General features: G+C 49.5%; 13 protein-coding genes. 5 read left to right on the forward strand and 8 right to left on the reverse strand.

Annotated features, from left to right (window positions below; translation table 11 throughout):
• The first annotated feature begins 83 nt into the window (after positions 1-83).
• From JXQ78_RS18095 to JXQ78_RS18105, 3 genes are all read left to right on the forward strand, one after another.
• Positions 84-269 carry a recombinase family protein gene (locus JXQ78_RS18095; protein WP_330633577.1) on the forward strand — a complete coding sequence of 62 codons (186 nt, stop codon included), beginning with the start codon at positions 84-86 and terminating at the stop codon, positions 267-269.
• An 869-nt stretch (positions 270-1,138) separates the two neighbouring features.
• Positions 1,139-1,753 carry a hypothetical protein gene (locus tag JXQ78_RS18100; protein ID WP_330633578.1) on the forward strand — a complete coding sequence of 205 codons (615 nt, stop codon included), beginning with the start codon at positions 1,139-1,141 and terminating at the stop codon, positions 1,751-1,753.
• Between the two features lie 21 nt (positions 1,754-1,774).
• A complete protein-coding gene (locus tag JXQ78_RS18105; RefSeq protein WP_330633579.1) occupies positions 1,775-3,259 on the forward strand; it encodes a hypothetical protein in 1,485 nt (494 codons plus the stop codon).
• A gap of 413 nt (positions 3,260-3,672) precedes the next feature.
• Here JXQ78_RS18105 and JXQ78_RS18110 read toward each other — a convergent pair whose 3' ends face one another.
• Positions 3,673-4,410 (reverse strand): recombinase family protein, encoded by a 738-nt coding sequence (locus JXQ78_RS18110; protein ID WP_330633580.1) that lies wholly within the window; start codon positions 4,408-4,410, stop codon positions 3,673-3,675.
• A 606-nt stretch (positions 4,411-5,016) separates the two neighbouring features.
• Between JXQ78_RS18110 and lanM the strand changes: the two genes are divergently transcribed.
• Positions 5,017-7,011 carry a type 2 lanthipeptide synthetase LanM gene (gene lanM / locus JXQ78_RS18115; protein ID WP_330633581.1) on the forward strand — a complete coding sequence of 665 codons (1,995 nt, stop codon included), beginning with the start codon at positions 5,017-5,019 and terminating at the stop codon, positions 7,009-7,011.
• On the opposite strand, the gene JXQ78_RS18120 is transcribed toward lanM, so the two are convergent.
• From JXQ78_RS18120 to JXQ78_RS18150, 7 genes are all read right to left on the reverse strand, one after another.
• Positions 7,005-7,529 (reverse strand): NUDIX hydrolase, encoded by a 525-nt coding sequence (locus tag JXQ78_RS18120; RefSeq protein ID WP_330633582.1) that lies wholly within the window; start codon positions 7,527-7,529, stop codon positions 7,005-7,007. The genes lanM and JXQ78_RS18120 overlap by 7 nt on opposite strands.
• A 112-nt stretch (positions 7,530-7,641) precedes the next feature.
• Positions 7,642-7,851 (reverse strand): hypothetical protein, encoded by a 210-nt coding sequence (locus JXQ78_RS18125; RefSeq protein ID WP_330633583.1) that lies wholly within the window; start codon positions 7,849-7,851, stop codon positions 7,642-7,644.
• A 1,126-nt stretch (positions 7,852-8,977) separates the two neighbouring features.
• Positions 8,978-10,312 carry a transposase gene (locus JXQ78_RS18130; RefSeq protein ID WP_330633584.1) on the reverse strand — a complete coding sequence of 445 codons (1,335 nt, stop codon included), beginning with the start codon at positions 10,310-10,312 and terminating at the stop codon, positions 8,978-8,980.
• A gap of 210 nt (positions 10,313-10,522) precedes the next feature.
• On the reverse strand, positions 10,523-11,752 hold the full coding sequence (locus JXQ78_RS18135; RefSeq protein WP_330633585.1) for an RNA-guided endonuclease InsQ/TnpB family protein: 1,230 nt from the start codon (positions 11,750-11,752) through the stop codon (positions 10,523-10,525).
• A 476-nt stretch (positions 11,753-12,228) separates the two neighbouring features.
• Positions 12,229-13,110: a hypothetical protein gene (locus JXQ78_RS18140; RefSeq protein ID WP_330633586.1), complete on the reverse strand. Its 882-nt coding sequence runs from the start codon at positions 13,108-13,110 to the stop codon at positions 12,229-12,231.
• Positions 13,111-13,671, reverse strand: a complete 561-nt coding sequence (locus tag JXQ78_RS18145; RefSeq protein WP_330633587.1) for a hypothetical protein — start codon at positions 13,669-13,671, stop codon at positions 13,111-13,113.
• Between the two features lie 515 nt (positions 13,672-14,186).
• The gene (locus JXQ78_RS18150) at positions 14,187-16,550 is read right to left on the reverse strand and encodes a DEAD/DEAH box helicase (protein ID WP_330633588.1); all 2,364 of its coding nucleotides are present in this window, start codon (positions 16,548-16,550) and stop codon (positions 14,187-14,189) included.
• A gap of 248 nt (positions 16,551-16,798) precedes the next feature.
• Between JXQ78_RS18150 and JXQ78_RS18155 the strand changes: the two genes are divergently transcribed.
• The gene (locus JXQ78_RS18155) at positions 16,799-17,977 is read left to right on the forward strand and encodes a competence protein CoiA family protein (protein WP_456237581.1); all 1,179 of its coding nucleotides are present in this window, start codon (positions 16,799-16,801) and stop codon (positions 17,975-17,977) included.
• Positions 17,978-18,084 lie beyond the last annotated feature (107 nt).

Below are 18,084 nucleotides of genomic sequence, written 5' to 3' on the forward strand. Positions count from 1 at the left end.
CTATATGAGAGATTTAGTGTATTGAGGCAGACATGCGCAATCCGGGATAAGTACGGTGGGTCTGAGCAAGACACCAAGATCAAGTGATATGCGACCTCGATGGGGACGGAGCCACAACCTCACGTACAGAATACCAACACCTGCGCGAGCACGTTACGGAGTACGATGTTGTCGTTACTCATGAGCTTAATCGACTTTGCTGGTCGTTTACCGATCTTGCAGGATTCGTCGAGGAATTAAGTGAGAACGGTATCGATCCCGTCAACTAGCCGATTGGCACGGTCGGTTCGTCCGCCAACTCGTCGACATTGATACGATCTGGAATTTTCTTGACAAGCTGGAGCGCTACAATCTCGTGACCGCTGAAATAATGAAACCTGAAGTCGGCTAGGTGGTCGCTGAATGCACAGACTGGGCGTTCATTCCAGCTGAAGTCAGGCAGATGGATTGTTCATGCACGACTGATCTCGAAACCGATATCGGCAGTCTAAATTTCGAAGGTGGCTATGCATGAACAATCCACCTAGCCGACCTCTGATTATCACAAATAGCGCATCTGACTGATTCGATAGTCATGATAGTATCAATAGTTTCACAGGGTTGGGGATATTGGTGGTTCAGATTCGTTGCGCACGCGAACTCGGAAAACCGCTTGCCGAATGTCGTAAATGATAGAAGTATTGACATATGAGGTCGTAGGAAGGTGATTTCTCCTACATTCCTATTGGCAATTCGTCTATGTAGTTCAAATTAACCTTTAATTCGTACAGTCACTTTCACTCCACTTTCACCAAATTTACACATAACCAGATAGTACCATCACTTATGCCCTTGTGTCCTAAATGTCGGAGTAACTCTGACTCATCAACGGTCCAGAAAGGTAAGCAGACATGTAGTCGCTGTGGGAGAGAGTTCTAGCGATGGCTCTCTGTAGAAACTGTCTTGAGGAGGCGGAATCGACGAATGCCGCTCTTGCCAAGGACCCAGAACCGAACGAATGTAGCCGATGCGGTAAGATACTCAACTGATGCCCCTCTGTTCAGAATGTCAAGATGAAGCAGAGTACAGTTTGGCTGCGAATCGTAACGATGATAAAAAGCCCAAGACCTGTAGCCGGTGCGGGAAGCCAATTACGTAGATGACCAATATAGAGGGGTGTGAACATGAAGCATCTGTTGAAGAGATTCAGGATAGTGAAGCGGACGACGATTCAGGTGGGTCAGTAGAGGACTTAGAGCAGAACAAGCAGAAGATTATTTCCCCCGAGGATTTTCCAACCTTGAAACTGACGTTGGAAGAGGCCCGGAGGCAGTACGATGATGAAGAACGGCGGCGAGATGCCGTCGAAAACAAAATTGGGATCGTCGTCACCGTCGATGCACTCCTCATCTCCTTCGGCGCTCTCTTCGGCAAAGAATTCCATCCGCTTCTCATAGTAGTGGTACTGGGACCAGCACTCGCTTCCGCCGGGCTTGGACTCTATGCAATACGTTCCCGTGACTACAAGCGTCCTGGAAAACACATTCGTGATTTTCACGATTACTCGACATTCGACAATGAGGACATCCAAAGAGAGCAACTCCTACTTGATTATGAGGCCACTACAGGTAGTAACAAGGGGAAGAACAATCCAAAATTTTCATATTTTAATTGGTGTATAATTCTCACATTTATTTCTCTCATGCTTGTTCTCCTGACACCTGTTGCTCAATATCTCCACATCGATGATTGGATCATCAATCAAATAAAGTAACTATAAAAGAGATTCCAATCAATGCCTACGCTCGCAGAACGTGCGAAACCCCTTGTGCGAGACGAGATCGAACGCTTCGTCGGCGATGTCCAAGCATACGCAGAGGCCGGCTATGATTACACTCCAACGACTACGATCTTCACCTCAAATACGTTCCGTAACCGTAAATATGAGTTCTCGGTATCACAGCCGTCTAATATCGTCCGTGATACAAACCGCTTCAACCGCTCCTACTTCGCGGATCTCACTCAATCGCTCCTTGACAAGGGCCTCTCGTTCTGTCCGCAACGGCCCGACGTAGAAGAGACCCTTCTCCGGAAGCGGTTGTTCGAGTTTGCAAAGCTCACGCTTGACTACGCTGGTGCTTTCGAATTCGACACTGACGCCTTCGAGAGCGCATACGCCATGCACTTCTCATCCCTCTACCAGAGTACTCATACGCACCGCGTTATCTTTCCGCTCCCTCAAGTAATTCTTCGGTCGGAATCCCCACGAACCTCTTTCTCCGTAACACTCCCGCCCCGACAGGGGTATGTCGACTCCGGGCAATACGTCGCGACGGTCACTGAAGACCTCCGGCTCTCGAAAATTCTCGATGAGGAGATGACAGCTATGCAGACGCATGGAACGCCAGGGATGATTACGAAACAGGACCAGGCTCAGAAACGTCTCGGCTGGACAACAAAACTCGAAGTCGAACTTGAGGTCACACACCGACCTACGAAGCATAACCCTGATGCAGTTGGCTTAGATCTTGGTTGGACTGGGAATCGTGCCCTCCACATTGCTGGAAATATTGCGAAGCAACTCGTAACCGCACTTCGATTGTGGGAGCCGACAGAGTACGCGGGATTGGGTCCGGGGTATCTGCTTCGAGATTCGTGGAAGACGTATCGGGAGATCAGCGCTGATGTTGACCGAGTCCTTCAGCCGAAGTTTGGGCAGCGCAGTGTCCAGTTCCAGCGGAGTTCAGTCACACTGGAAGAACCAGACGAAGATGGGTTCTGCGAGCATTGGGTGAATATCGGATCGTATTGTGCGCAAGACAGTCAAGCGGAAACGACGCTCAAGCAGTGTCTCTCCCGGTTTAACCGGATGTACGAGCGCTCTGCGTACGAGGATCAGCTTCTCGATGCGTATCTTGGCTTCGAGACCACTCTCATTCGTGGTGATCCAGAAAATGTCCTTTCGGAGCGAGGAACCGTTCTCCTGACCGACCCCAGTGACAGCCATATCGCGGAAACGCGGGCCTTCTTCGACGGCATCCGGCAGGTTCGGAATAAAGTCGCCCATAACGACGTGACGCTTTCTCAATCGGTTCTAATAAACCATCCCGGACCGGATGAACCACGAGAATTTCTAGATGCCGTTCGGAAAACGCTCGCTCAAACGGTACTGGCCTACATTGAGTTGCTTGATGGCCCAACGGATTCGATTCAGATGGTCAACCAGACTGTCCTCTCTCGCCGAGTCGATGAACAGTTTAGAGATGAGAGGGTGAATTGATTATCGGGATACATACGATACCTCTGGAAACTGTTGTCGATGTAGTCGATTCAGGTAGAATACCGGGAGCAGTGGACAACGAGAAACCACATCTTATGGTATTTGTTGTCGGGTTTCCCAGCTGTCCGTGATCACATCGCTGGCTTTTTTGAAGGCTTCGTTCACGATCTCGGGTGTGGGGCAGTAACCCACGGAGGAACGATCGCCACCGTACTCCTCAACACATCCCCCGGAACTATACTACCGTTCGTTCGGATGAGCAATGCTACGGTGCCCTCACAGAGCGCCGCCGGTCAAGGAGGTAGACGATGGCGGCGAGCAAGTAGATGGCCCAGCAGTGCTGAAGATGCGGATGTGTTCCGCGAGCGGTCTTTCCCGCTATTGCTGTCTAGTGTCTATTTTGTCTTATCGTGTCAGTTTTTTACTGGATCAAGGGCGGCGTTGACCCGCTCATCGTCGGCAGTCCTCCCAAGATACCACTGGCGTCGATCGTCGTCTTTGTGAATGCTCATGAGGGTTGTACGCGCGAGGTTGGGTACGTCGCGAGCAACACTGCGATAGGAGTCTCCCTGGTCCACTCTTTCAATCGCTCGACGAACATCGAGATAGCCGACTTCCCCTGCGTCCCGATCGGGATCCAGGAGCACCTGGAGGTAGCCATCATCATCTCGCTCAAATCCGAGTGGAACAGCACCGAGCCACTTGCCCTGATCTTGGGCACTGGCTACTCCAGCTTCGACCCGTTTGATGAGCCGTCGTCGTTCCTCTTCGGCCACCGCCGCCGAGATATCTGCGATCAGCTTACCGGTCCCATCAGGACGAACTTCCTCGACCCAGCCATCGGTAATCGCCACGGTCGTCCCTGCGTCCTCACACGTCTCGAAGAACCGCTGGTAGATGCTCCCGAGGCGAGCCAGCCGGGAGATCTCCCACACCACCACATACTCGTACTGGGCGGTCTCGATCGCGTCGATTAGCTCTCGGAACTGTTCGCGACCAGGATCGGACCCGGAGTGACCGAGGTCGGCGTAGTGATCGACCTCTCCAGCGTCGACTTCGCGCTCGTCGAGCCAGTCATCGATCGCTGATCGTTGATGGGTGGTCTCTTGGTCGTCGGTCGAGGCACGAATGTAGGTAGCATAGTGAGCCATCTGAGTACGACTTACTGACCGGGTGCCAGCTATATAAAGAACAGTGGTTACTGACAGACTGTCAGCAGTCATCTCCCTACTGACAGGCCCCTAGTGGTTAATTTCCGATTATTATAGTGTGAAATTTCTGTGGCGCACAAATCTCGAATTTGTATAGCGATATACAATATACAGTCCCTCGAGCCCGCAGTGTCACCAGTCCGTTCTTGAAGATCATTACTCGACTGGAGATTCTAGCTCTGCCAGTCGATCCTGAAATTGGTCCCGTTCCTCAGTGCGTCCATTCTTCTCAGCAAAAGCAATCGCTCCTTGGCAACGCGAAAAGCGAAGCTTTTCGCAGTCTTCCCGAAGTTCAGTCGGACAGGTACAACGCCGAAATCCTTACCGAATATTACAATATAATCTAGTTAAATAAAAATAAAAAGGATTAAAGTATATTGTATATATAGGTATATGTAATGTCTGAACTAGACATGACTTCGGTGAAAGAGCAGATAGAAGCGAAATACAGCCGGAATGATTATCAGATTCGGATTCACGAGATGGGTAGCTCATCTGGTGGGTCTGTTAAGGGCCATCCCGACTGCGATTAAGCGTCGTTCCGCTGTGTGTAGTATCCAAAACGAAGGGGAAAGGTTGTCTGCTTTTCCGCTTCTTGCTATTACCTTTATGAACTTTACTCAAGAAGAAAAAGTGTCGATTGCAGGTAAGGCCCGGACGCTTCAGGAGCGCGTAGCTCACCCTGCTCCGTCCGGCGATGTGGTTGAAGAGCCGAAGAAGTGGATCGAGGAGTGGAGTGATCGTGTGGCCGATGGTGATCCAGCCCGCTTCAGCAAGCGTCTAGAACGGCTTGGATTATCCCAAGATGAAATTCGAGTTCGTATTCGTCGGCATGGATGGCCAACGGAGAAGCCACTTCCTGATTGGATCGACCGACTCGACGAGCTGATCCAGTTCGTCGCTCAGCACGATTCTCCACCGAATGATCGAGAGGGGGCTGCCGATCGGCCGTTTGCTCCGCTACTTTCGTCTTCCGTCTCCTATGCCGAAACGCATCTCGATCAGCATACTTTCTCGTCTCATCTCTCTGCTTCTGCCCGAGACGATTTACGAGAGGTGCTTGCTTCCCGGCTGGAATCGTATTGTGCCCATCCGCTCTTTATTGAGTTCAAGACGTTTATCGCCAAGAGAGACCCGTCACTCGCTTTTAACGACATAGAAGACGCCCGTGATCCACCACAGCAATACTACGAGCAGTTCGTCGAAGAGTTGCGGGATGGTGGACTGAAAGCCTTTTTCACCGAATACGCGTTTCTTGGTCGGTTGGTCGGGTCAATCATCGTCGACTGGCAGAGTATGGTCGCTGAATTCAGCGAGCGGCTTGATTCCGACTATGATCAGCTTGTAGCGACGTTCGGCAAGGGTCACCCTCTCGGAGCAGTAACGGCACTCGACCCACTGGGAGAGCCACATCACGGAGGTCGTTATGTTTTTCGTCTTGTCTTGGAGTCTGGCCAAAGTATTGCCTACAAACCGCGCTCACTTGCTGTCGAAGAGGCGTTTAATGAGTTTCTGTCATGGGTCAATCGGACGTCTGAGTTTCCTTCTTTCCGAACTCCCACCTACCTTTCCAGAGATACCCACGGCTGGATGGAATGGATTTCCACAGAAGTGTGTGCCACCAGCGATGATGCACGGGCGTACTTTCGTCGAGCCGGGATGCTCATTGCACTCCTTTACGGCCTCAACTTCTCAGATGGAAATTTAGAAAACGTCATCGCAGCAGGCGATCAACCCGTTCTCATCGATTTAGAGACGCTTGCTCAACCAGATGCAGCTGATGATATGCTTCCCGTTTCCGGGAACACTAGGCAGACACTCCTTGCTTCGGTGTTACGGACGGGACTTGTCCCTTTCGAGTTGCCGACTGAGGATGTTCATGGAACCAGTGGATTCGGCAGCAATCAGGCATTCTCGCCGGAAGCAGAGTGCCGTGAGTTTCAAAACATCAATACTGATGTGATGGACCTCACGTATCAGCAGGGCAAAGCCATCGAGGGAGACAATCTCCCTAAATTGAATGAGTCCGTAGTCTCTGCTGACGAGTACATCGAGGACATTATCGGCGGATTCGATGAGATGTTTCAGTTCCTACGGCAGCAAGGCGAGCGGGCTGGCAGTCCTCCGCTTTCGTGCTTCGAAGGAATCGATATCCGTGTTCTCTTTCGCTCAACGACTTCGTATGCCAAGATTCTCACACTCCTCACAACGCCAGCGTATCTCCGATCGGGCCTTCCGTTCGGCTGCAAAGTCGAAGAGCTAGCCAAACCACTTCTCTCCAATAAAACGGACGCAGTGTGGCCGCTCTACGAAAGTGAACGGATGTCCCTGCTGCATTGTGATTTCCCTCGATTCGAAGCGACGACCGACGAATCGGTGATCCGAGGCGATGATCAAACTGTAGAAGAATTCTTCGAGGTGACCGGTTGCCAGCGAATCCGACAGCGGCTTTCCAGTCTCACGGTGAGGAACCATGAGACACAACGACAGCATCTTGAACGAGGGTTCGGAGAAGCCTTTGACAGCCCTTCTCCTCACTGATCTGTCCACTCTGATGGCGTGCCGACATGTGAATAGAATCCGTCTGGAAGCGTCGTCATCCACTGTGCATCTAATATCTCATCATCATTAATGGACAGATTTCCAGAGTTGTATATTGCGTTGAAGAACACCTGGAGGAACTGAGCGGATTGATCTGGATCAGTCTCATCTCGAAGCACAATCTGCCGCACCGCTCGCGGTTGGGCAATCCGACAGTCGATACCGGTTTCTTCCGCTACCTCTCGGTGAGCTGCCGCATCGATCGGTTCACCTGGCTCTACAGTCCCTCCTGGTTCGATCCAATACTCGGGAGCGTCATGTTCCCGAACGAGAAGAACTTCCTCATTACCACGGGTCGTCCAAACACGAACATCGACGGTGTTCCCCTCCCGAACATCACGTCGTCCTGTCTCGATAGCCGACGAAGAGACCTCTTTTTCGGTGGTCTCAACAGCAAGCTCACCATATTTGTCGCGGAGTTCTTCCAATTGGGTCTCAACCGCTTTTTGTCCAAGCATTGCTTTCTTCTTCAAATGCGGAGATATTAGAGGTTCTGGGAGGAGCGTATTTCGGAGCATGGACCGTTGTGGTGTTTTGGTCCATTAGCCGAAACCTCGGTCACAGAGACGATTACGTGATGTCTTCGTACCGTTGCTGGTGGTTTCCGAGAATTCTCCAGGTATCGGCTTCGACGCCGATTTCGTAGTACGTCGAGAGTAATTCTGGGTCGGAGAACTGGATGCCGTAGTAATCATCGAATCCGTCGATAGTAAGATCGACGAGTATTCCATCAAGGGAGAGCCACGCGTGCTCGAACACTATCTCAACGTCGTCCATCATCGCGAATCCCTCTACGTAACTAAACTCAGGATACAGGTTCGATACTTCCAGCGAGTTCCGGAAACAGTGCTTAATGATGGGATTTGTATCTTGAATTACACGTCTGACCAAATTGAGCTGTTCTGACGAGAGATCTTCGGATACTCGGATTGGCCGATCGCAAATTACGGTATCTACAGCTGTTTCACCATACGGCTCCCCTTTATCGATCACGGACTGACGTTGCTCGCTATCGAATCCATCTTTTAAGTTGCGTAACACACGATTGTTCTGCTCCTTCGAGTCCATCCCTCTTAATGGAATAATTGATTGTGGCCTGAATATATAAAGTACTGTAGTTGTATACAGCTGGCTGCAGTAGGTGACTGCTGGCGGGCTCTGTACATTATTTCAATACTATACACAATGCAAATTATGCGGCGCCACAAATTGGGCTGGGTGATGATAGCGAAATGTGGTATATCGTCTTCTTATCCCACAAGGGTACCTCATTGAACGGTCGTGCGTGGCATCGTACGGCCCCTTTCTGTGGCACGTCGCTTCGCTCCGACCCCACTAGGGTCCTTCTGTAACGTAATCCCCGTCCGCCTGGGGGTCCCACCAATCAGGGCTCCGACCCCACTAGGGTCCTTCTGTAACCATGCTACTATTCGGGGTTCCAAGCCCTGTTGTGCCGGGTACGAGTCAGATGTTTCCGTCGACCCCTAATTCTGTGTGACCCCCCGGGGGGTCGACGGAACGGTATGAATCAAAGGTACTTTTTCCAGTCTCGAGCGACACAGCTGTCAGTGCATCATACACCACGTCAGCGACGTGCCCTCTGGGCTCTGTCCAAGCGGACAGATATCTGGTGTAGGGTGATCAGTCTTCAGCTCTACAGCGGTGGCCGGTCCACGTGCAGCTTATCGGGCGTTCGTCCACGATGGACTACTTGTCCCTAGCTCATTGGTCTAGGTTTGTATTTCAGATCCTACTCACCGATCACAGGGATTGGCTACCTTGGCGATACGGTGATCTAACGGATATGACCACACACTGGATAGCATCAATCCAGTGAGCGGGGCGGAGCTGCCCCGTCTCCCAACAGGCGCAGTGGCCGATTGGGCGCTATATTCAGCATCGACGGTCACAAGGAAAAAAGTTCTCCAAGATGTCTGATGGCAATATTGATGGCAGCGTTCTTATCGGCATTCATTGGCCCATATCCACACTCATCGCAGTGAAATTGATCACGAGTGATTCGCCCGTAGTGATCCCCGTCTCCCGTCCGTTGGCCACACGCCGAACAATCCAGACTGGTGTATTGTGTTTGGGATTTGTCGAGTGTGACTATCGGTATGCCGTGCTTTTCGGCTTTGTAACTGATTGTCTCTTTAAACCGGAAATACGCCCAGAGATGCGACCACCCCAGTCCTTTCACCCCTTTGAGGTTCTCAAAGACGATTCCACAGGGAGCATGTTCGAGCGCGTATCGGATAATATCATTCGCATACTCGTGTTCAAGATGCTGGCTCTGTTCTGAGAGTTGTTTTCCAAGCTCCTCATGAGCTGTTTCTCTCCCGTACTGCTTCTGGAGTCGTGTGTGTTCCTGGAGTTGCTGCCGACGCGTCTCCATCAGCCCTGTTCCAGGTCCGTACTGTGGTTTTGACACAACATCAACTCCGTTCCTTTTGGGCGACGACTCCGTGCGCTCGACAACAGCTGCAGTGTACAAGTTGACCGTCCCCAGGTCAATCCCGATCCATCGATCTAGGGTGTTGTCGTTATACTGTGGTCTGTCGTACGAAATCGTCAGATGGAAAAACCACTCTCCATTCCGTTTGTGGATCTCTGAACGGCCAGCCTCTACGACTCCATCCGACACAGCATCGAGCGCCCGCTGCTGGTACTCCCCACCGTGACAGACGAGATCGAATAATTCATCACGACCGGGGTCAGGGGCATCTCCTTGAAGCCCCCCAATATTTAGGGTGACCCCGTTCGCATCATCCCAGACATCGACATAGGTATTGCGAATGCACAGAAAGTCGTTCGAGCCAAATGTCGGAAGTGCTGAGTTTTCTGCCGTTCGATCGTTCGAATCCCATGAGTTAAACGCCTCAGCGACTTTATTCACGTTCGATTGCTTATTGCCGGCCTTGAGACTGTTTTGAGTCCAATACGGGAGAGTTTTAAGGAAGCCATTCACATCACATCGAGTTTTCCACTGATCACGTTCGTATGCCCACAGAACGTTTGCGGTAAGACGTCGAAGTGTCTGCGCCTCGCTAATATAGTTCTCAAGGTGGGAAGCTGTCCGTGTCCCAATGGTTACCGGAATAACATAGGTCAGATTCACACTGTTGGATTTTGGGTCATCAGTTTCCTCCGGCAGTACAGCTGAAGTGGTCCACTGACCGAGAAGGTTCTCGTATCCCTCTTCGTATATTGCTTGTCGAGTCGCGTCGGGTGTTTCACCCATTGTGAATGGGTTTGACTTGGAGGTCAAGTCCCCTGTAAATTTCTCAGCCGAGAAAGCACACTGCTACGAACATCCAGTCTCGAAGAGCGTTCGTGCTCGACAGCTGACGTTGGTGAACCCAAATCCCTGAGTTAGATCACAGTGGCTGTGGAGGGTCAACTGCTTTACTTTGTAATCATATTCTTCACCCTCTGGGTGAATTACCCCGCCCTACTCACTCGCCGCAGACACGGCTCGTTCCTTGAGGACGGGGCTTCCTGTTTCAATGACGCGCTTTGCAGGAACCGAAGTGGTCCCCGTAGGGAGCGCAGTCTCCACAGGCATTGATTCGGAGTATCCCACTCCTATGTTCTCGAGGCCGCTTGAAAGAATGTTCCAGGCAGCATTCGCGTCTCTGTCCGCCGTGAAGCCACATGATGGACAGAAGTGTTCGCGGACCGACAACGGTTTGTTGGTTTTAACACCGCACGCCGCACACTCTTTGGTGGTATCTTTTGGCTCAACCGGAATGTAGTGCGTTCCTTCGCGTTCGCACTTGTATTCGAGCAACCTGAGAAAAGTACTCCATGCGGCGGATGCTCGGTTTCGTGAGTTTGAATCTAACTGCATCATTCCGGCGACGTTTAAGTCTTCAACAGCGACGAGATCGTATTCACTGGCATAGTAACTCGATAGTTTGTGGATGAAATCGCGGCGCTTTCGCTTGAGCATCGCGTGACGCTCAGCAACGACCTTCCGCTGTTTCTCCCAGTTGTTGGAGCCGTGTTGCTTGCGTGAAAGTTTCCGTTGTTCGCGTTCCAACCGTTCGCGCTCGTCTGAGAGATCGAGCGACTTGACCGCCGTACCGTCCGTATCGTGAGCATACTTGAGAATCCCCACGTCGATACCGACGCACTTTTCGGGGTTTTCGGGTTTTTCTGGTGGAGCTTCGGGCGTTTCGACGCCGAATGCGGCGAACCACTCGCCCGTTGGTTCCTTTTTCACCGTAACCTGTTTGATAGTCGCGTTCTCGGGGATCTCTCGGTGGAGATGAACAGGTATTTCACCGATCTTTGAAAGCCGTAGGACTGTCTGACCACTCGTGTTCTTGAGATCGAACCCAGACTGTCTATACGTGAACGATCGGTACTCGGTCGGCGCTTTCCATTTGAGTAGGCCAACCGCACGACCATTATCCTTCGCGTCTTTGAGTCGTGAGAGGTTGGTGTATAATCTCTCAACGACGTTCTGTAGCGTTCGGGAATACAGATCAGTGAGGTTGTCCCACCACTGCTTTATCGACGGGAGCTGATTGATCTCACCGTATTTCGTCGTCCCGTCATTGTGATTAAGACGATAGAGAAAGTGGTTATACACTTGCCGATACAGATCCCGATGCCGGTCCAACGTCTCTCGGTGAGTGTCGGACGGGTCGAGCCTGTACCGGTAGTTGTAGTTCATCTATGAGTTCGTCAAATTAATCGCGGTTGAATGAAAAGAGATGCAGACGATTCACCTAAATCCACTCATCCTGGTCACCGCTGATGTTGATTGGCTTCCGCTTCACTATATGTATGTACCGAATGGAATATGTATTAAATACTTCGATTATGGGGGCCGAGCGTCGTACGTGTCAGGCAACTATGCGGAACTGTATCCCCTCCCGACTCACTCACTCCGTTCATTCGTTGAGGAAGGGGTCTTAGGTCCTATCTCCAGATAATCGTTTGATCGCTCCATCATATGTCATTCCGTTACTGTCTTTGAAGGTTCGTAGACGGTCGCGAATGTCTTCGTCAACCTCAATCGTGGTTCGGCCAATAGTCACCAATAGGAAACTATTGGATAAATATATAGCGGGAAATGATGTTACTCGAATATGTTTCGAATATAGTTTGGTCTATTTCTCGCATGAGAATTTTCTCGCCTCCAATCCGTTAGCGCAATTGATGAGAGAGGCGGACTGTACCACTATCCCGTTCTAGCACCTGTTTATCAACAAGCCGGTCAATCGCCCTTGAGACAGCCCCAGTATGGTCGGCTGAGAGTGATTGGACAGTCGAGAGAACACGATTTTCAATGGAGTTTGGTGTCTGAAGTCCATCGGCAACTGCTCCCAAGATCACATACTCAATCTCGAACTCAGTTGCAAATTCCGACACAGAGTCCACAAACGATTGGGGAAGACCGGTGAGCGATTGTACTGCAATTTCGATGGTAAACAAGGGGTGAGACCGGTCATGGATCTGTGTTGCCTCAGTTGCCCCGGTGTTGAATGGCCGCTGATGTGAAATTTCGTCTATAATCGACTCATATGTTAGCCCACGCTGTGCGTATATCCGCATATCCTCTATATCGCGTCTTCTTGCCGACCCGAGATCTCCTCCGGATACAGCCTTCAATAAGAACATATCTTCATCAGCAAGTACGAAAGCTGTGGCAAATGTGCCGGTCCAGAATTCGTGCGCTCGATCATGCATTCGATCTGTGATCCACACCTTTCCAACGACCTGCCGCTCGAACAAGTCAATTCGAAATCCTCGATCGTAATGGTGTAGTTCAACAGTTTTTCCGACTTCATCGAATGGCGCAGTTGGCTCACCTGTTACCTCGAAACCTTGCTCTCGAAGAACGGTGTAGACATGTTCAAACTCAGTAGTCACGCCGAGCGCTAGGTCGATATCTTCGGTCTGGTCTTTCAGGCCCTGAACCGTCATCGCAGACCCGCCAAGAAGGTACACATCAATTGCCTCAGAAAGCCACTTGTCGAATTCGCTAAGAAACTCCCTAATAGCGTCCTCGCCACGGAATACCGTCATTTATACGACTCCATACTGTTTTTTCAGATCCGCATATTCTTGGCCACTCGGCATGGGCCTACTCATCTCTTCGGTTGTATCGTGATCTCCATTGATGAGTCGATACATTTGCTCGACTATCGATTCCAGTCCATACCAGGCTGCAGTTTCCATGAGGTCGTTCTGTGTGATTTCTTCCTGTTCTATGAGTAACATCGAATAGCCCACTCTCCGTGAGTCCGTAGTGAGACTCAGCGTGTGGCAAATCACCTCCTCTGGAGTGAGATCGTCTGATGCATACCAGAACGCGGGCTCTCCTGCGAGGTAGAACCGCAACCCATACTCTTGGAATCTCGCTAACCCAGTCACATTCCATTCGCTGGTTGCTTGGAGGTTGGTAGTTTCTTCGTTGTCAGCGACTTGACTGAGCGCGCGTTTTGGGTCACACCACGCAATCGTGGCACTTGGTGCAACTTTGTGGATACGCTTGCGATGTTCGTGGGTTACGAGGGTGCGAGTGAATTCAAGCAAGGGGTGGAGATCGTCGGCAAGGGCATACTCTGGTCCTGTGGGATCGAGCATTGCTCGGTTCTTCAATGGGGAGATGGCTTTGTGGACAGCCTGCCGGGTGATACCTAATCGTTTCGCGATCGTACTGATTCGACGTGGTTGATTAAGATACCAACAGCTCTGGATCGTGGCAGGTGAGAGGAGTGATTCCCAGTCGACGTGACTGAGGTTCATTCTCAGGTGTCGGTATGCTTCGACAACCGGGTTGTCAGTTGTCCTCACAACACGTTGATTGTGGTGTGACCGATACTCATCCAGCAATTCTGCGTCACGGAAATCGTCTACAACGCGGTAAACCTGTTTGCGACAATAGCCTGTCTCTGAAGCCAGCTCTTGGATAGTTACGGTGTCACCTGAACTCAGTACATCTAGAATTGCGAGCCCTGACTTCGTGAACATCTTTGTAAACTATATTGTCTTAACACTTAAGAGTGTATCGACATTTCGGTTTACAACGTAGAAAAACTCAAAATCGAATTCTTTCATTTCGCGCTCTCAGATATTCTATACAAAGTCAGGTTTACCGTTTACCGGAAATCGTCTAGGGTTGTTGATTTTAGATTAGTGGTTGATGTCCCTTCGCCCTCATCAGTATCCGCCCCATCTTTTGATTTTCGTTCTGATTCGTGATACTTCGTTAGCTGGTCGATTTCTCGTCGATCAGTAATCGAGTCGGAGAAAGGAACCTCTACCATTTCATTTGATTCTGGATCCCATTCCTTTACGCAGTTGAGGATATTTTCACCAATTGTCGTTCCGATTCTATCTGTTTCTTTCACCAAATCTATAAACAACCGTTCATCCCGATCTGCAAGTAGTTTAGAGAGTCGCTCGATCATGAAGTGGTCTCCCCCTGGATCCCAGTCTGCTTCCCTACCCAAATTATTTAGATGAGTCTTTAAGTTGTTGTACAGAACCCGACCAAAATGTTCCACGTTTTTAATAAGGTACATATCTGGCCCGGGAACTCCAGCATCAACTTGGTCAGCGAATATCTGCAACCATTCTGGCTCGTCAGGCATGTCGAACGGAGAATATAACAACTGAACGCTTTTCAGGGCTGTACTTAGATTAGATGTGGTATTGGCGAGCCCCGAAAGATCATCAGCTAACAGCATATCTTCGATATCCGTGATCGAAGCTCCAGCACACCAGAACCAACATATTATCGCAGAAGTCGTTCCTGATTTCCCAGAGAGGTTGTGTAGTTCCATCTTTTTATATACTGGTCCTTCGTCTTCAATCCAATAGCCCTCATCACAAGCATAGTATGCATCAGCAAGCCGCTCTACCAACCGTTCCGGAGTTAGTTCACTACCTTCTTCTTTCAGCCAATCAGTGAGTTCTAGAACGTTTCGAACTCTATCGTCGAACCAATTACTGTGCTCATATTCAACGAGAGCAGACCCTAGGTCGGTCGATTTATATCGAGTTTTATCTTCTTGTGGTTGTCCAATTGGCTTCGTCACTAATCCATGATTGGTTAACCAGGTCAGGGTTTCTCTGACCTCATCTGCAATGTCGTGCCCCGGTTGCTCACCAATATCTTCTTGTACGTGGTGTGGAGCTTGATCAACGTTCTCTGACCAGAACAGTGTTGATTGTACGAAGTCAAGAACATCCGTATCGTTATCCCAGCCGTGATTTATGAGCTCTAAGACTAGCCACCGAAGTGCAACTTGTCCAGAGAGATGCGATGTAACATCCTCTAAGTCCTTTTTCTCAACAGGGATATCAAATTGGAACGTGTCCGCAGCATCTTCGTCATCATATAAAACAAAGGCGTAGGCCTGATCATAGATCTCAGAGTCGCGACCGGCTCGTCCAATCCACTGTACGTATTCATAGACACCAATAAACTGTCTGAACCCATCCCACCGTTTGAGATCCGCAACAATCACAGACTGAACGGGTGAGTCGAATCCATAACTAAGTGTGGTGGTGCAAAATACACACTTAATAATCCCTTTGTCAGTGTACGCCTCGATTAGGTCTTTGAGCTCATCTTCCATCTGGGCATGGTGGTAAGCGATACCGTTATTGAGCAGTCTAATGAGTTCACGGTGTTTGTCAGTTAACTCGGTGGAGATTGCTTCTTCGACCAGTTCGTGAAAGTCTATATCTTTCTCCGTTTGAAATGCGATATTTTTAGCAACACCGCGAGCTCGTGCCTCAGCATGACTTGTCGTATCGTTAAATACGAGGAAAGGACCTTTCTCACGGTTCGAACGAATGATCGCATCGATCTGCTCCGCATAGTCTTCTCGAGTTTTTTCGACCGGATGTTCGGCAATCGGGACAGCTCGCTTTTCACTGCTGATGGTGAGATCGGCATTTAGCCACCGTGCGATAGTATGAGGATTTCCCACAGTTGCCGATATCGCCAGAATTTCCGCGTTTCGGTCTAGAGCAGCACTGATGCCCTTCTCTATGTTTGGTCCTCGATGCGAACTATAGATCTCGTGAAAATCATCCAAAATCACCGTATCAAATCGGTCAGCATAGCCACGAATTACAGCCTCAAAGAACGATTCGAACGTGGCGACAATGACATTTGCTTCCGTGTATCCATGGCCCTGTGACACGGTGATACTTTCTGGAGTCCATGCAGAGATTGTAGCATGTTTCTCGCTAACGAGGGCTACAGATGGAACCAAGTATGCAACATTGTCTCCCTGCTGGAGTGCGTTCTTAGTGACTGTTTCGGCTACAAACGTCTTCCCGTTGCCTGTTTCTGCGATTAGGATGTGATTGCCTTCGGCTAGAACTCCTTCCTCGAGTGCTTCGTACTGTGTGACGGTGAGATCTGTGAATTCAGCTGGTTTCTGGTCAAGGAGCTCATTGATTAGGTCTCGATCTGATTTTGATATGTTCGATGGTACTGATGGCATTACTACACTATATGTAACTATTATACTTAAATAATAGAACATTTGACAAAGAAGATGGAAATTATATTTTACATAATCCGTATTTATAATACGTCCGAACTTCAAAATTTATCGATGTTGTTGGATACTGGCGACAAAAGCTCATAGAAGCCGCTAATTCTATTGGCTTAGCATAGTATAAATATAATCACTATAGTATTGCATTTTATGGGCGCGTTAGTTCCAAATGGTATGGAGTTGAGTGGTGAATGACGTTCATAGCTCTTCGGGATGGAGAACCAGTGCTGCCCCATGCTACATCACCCGGAGATTCCCTAAGCTGTCGCAATTGCGGTGATTCACTTTCTGTTGTTACTGCCCATCTACGGGATGGGACATTCGTAGCTCGTCATTTCCGTCATAAGAATGAAGATTGTGGAGGTGAATCTGATCTCCATCTGCGGATGAAACTCATAGCCTTTTCTAAATTACGTAATGAATATCCCAATGCGTCTGTAGAACTTGAAGCCGAGGTGGACAACCGACGAGCCGATATTCTGGTGTCATTTCCCGAATCCCGGTATCCGCTTGGGCACGGTATAGCAGTCGAAGTCCAACACCGCAACAAGTCTAAAAAGCTATTTCAGACCGATCGACATTATTATGACTTCGGATACAGTGTGCTTTGGCTGACGAAGGATGACTATACTGGTTTTGATGTAGATCTTGACAATACCAATTCTGTATGGCCAAAGTCGATGCCCAATCTGAAGTCAATGAGTGACTGTCTATCTTGGCCAATTGACCTAGTTGAATCGGATCAGGCAGTAGAAGTGGAAATTCCATTTCCAGGTGAAATGGTTAGGACATACGAACAAGAAATACGCACGGCTTTCGAACAAGGAAAAGAGCAGTACGATATAGTCACTGGTGAAAAATCCGTACAACCAGCTATTACTCAGTCGCCAGCAGATGAGTCAATTGAAGACAGTACTTCCTGGAAACCAATTGAGCATCTCTGGCTGTCCGAGAGCTATCACCAATCAGTTCGAGCACTCCAGTATATTGAATCACCATCTAATGTGCGGTATCTAAAGCTCAGTAAAGGCATTCGTGGTGATTCACCCGAATACGTGATTGTCCCTGTTTCAACACAGAATGCAGATATTCTTTCAGAAATCAATACTCTCCTCGACACAATGTCTCACCACGATTCAACTGATGGAGAATGGGAAGAGATTGGTGTTAGCTGGCTCTCGCTGCGACGCCATCCATTGACACTTTGGCTTCGTCTATTGTCCACTCCGTGGAATGAGTGGGCATTCAATCTTGGTAAAAAGGAGCATCATTCTGGAACCAGGAAAAAAGTGACAGCGTCGTTCTCCCTGGATGATGTTGGAATAGGAGAGATACGCTCCTTTTTCGAAGCTATTGAAGAATTTACGTAACCTATGCACATTTCCGGTCTGTAAAACTGTCTGATGATCTATCAGATTGGATATTAAATTCAACTAGCTTGCTCCCTCATTAAAGTAAGATTTGATCACTACGTATA

It is taken from the genome of Halocatena halophila, from assembly GCA_027563145.1.
GTDB lineage: Archaea > Halobacteriota > Halobacteria > Halobacteriales > Haloarculaceae > Halocatena > Halocatena halophila.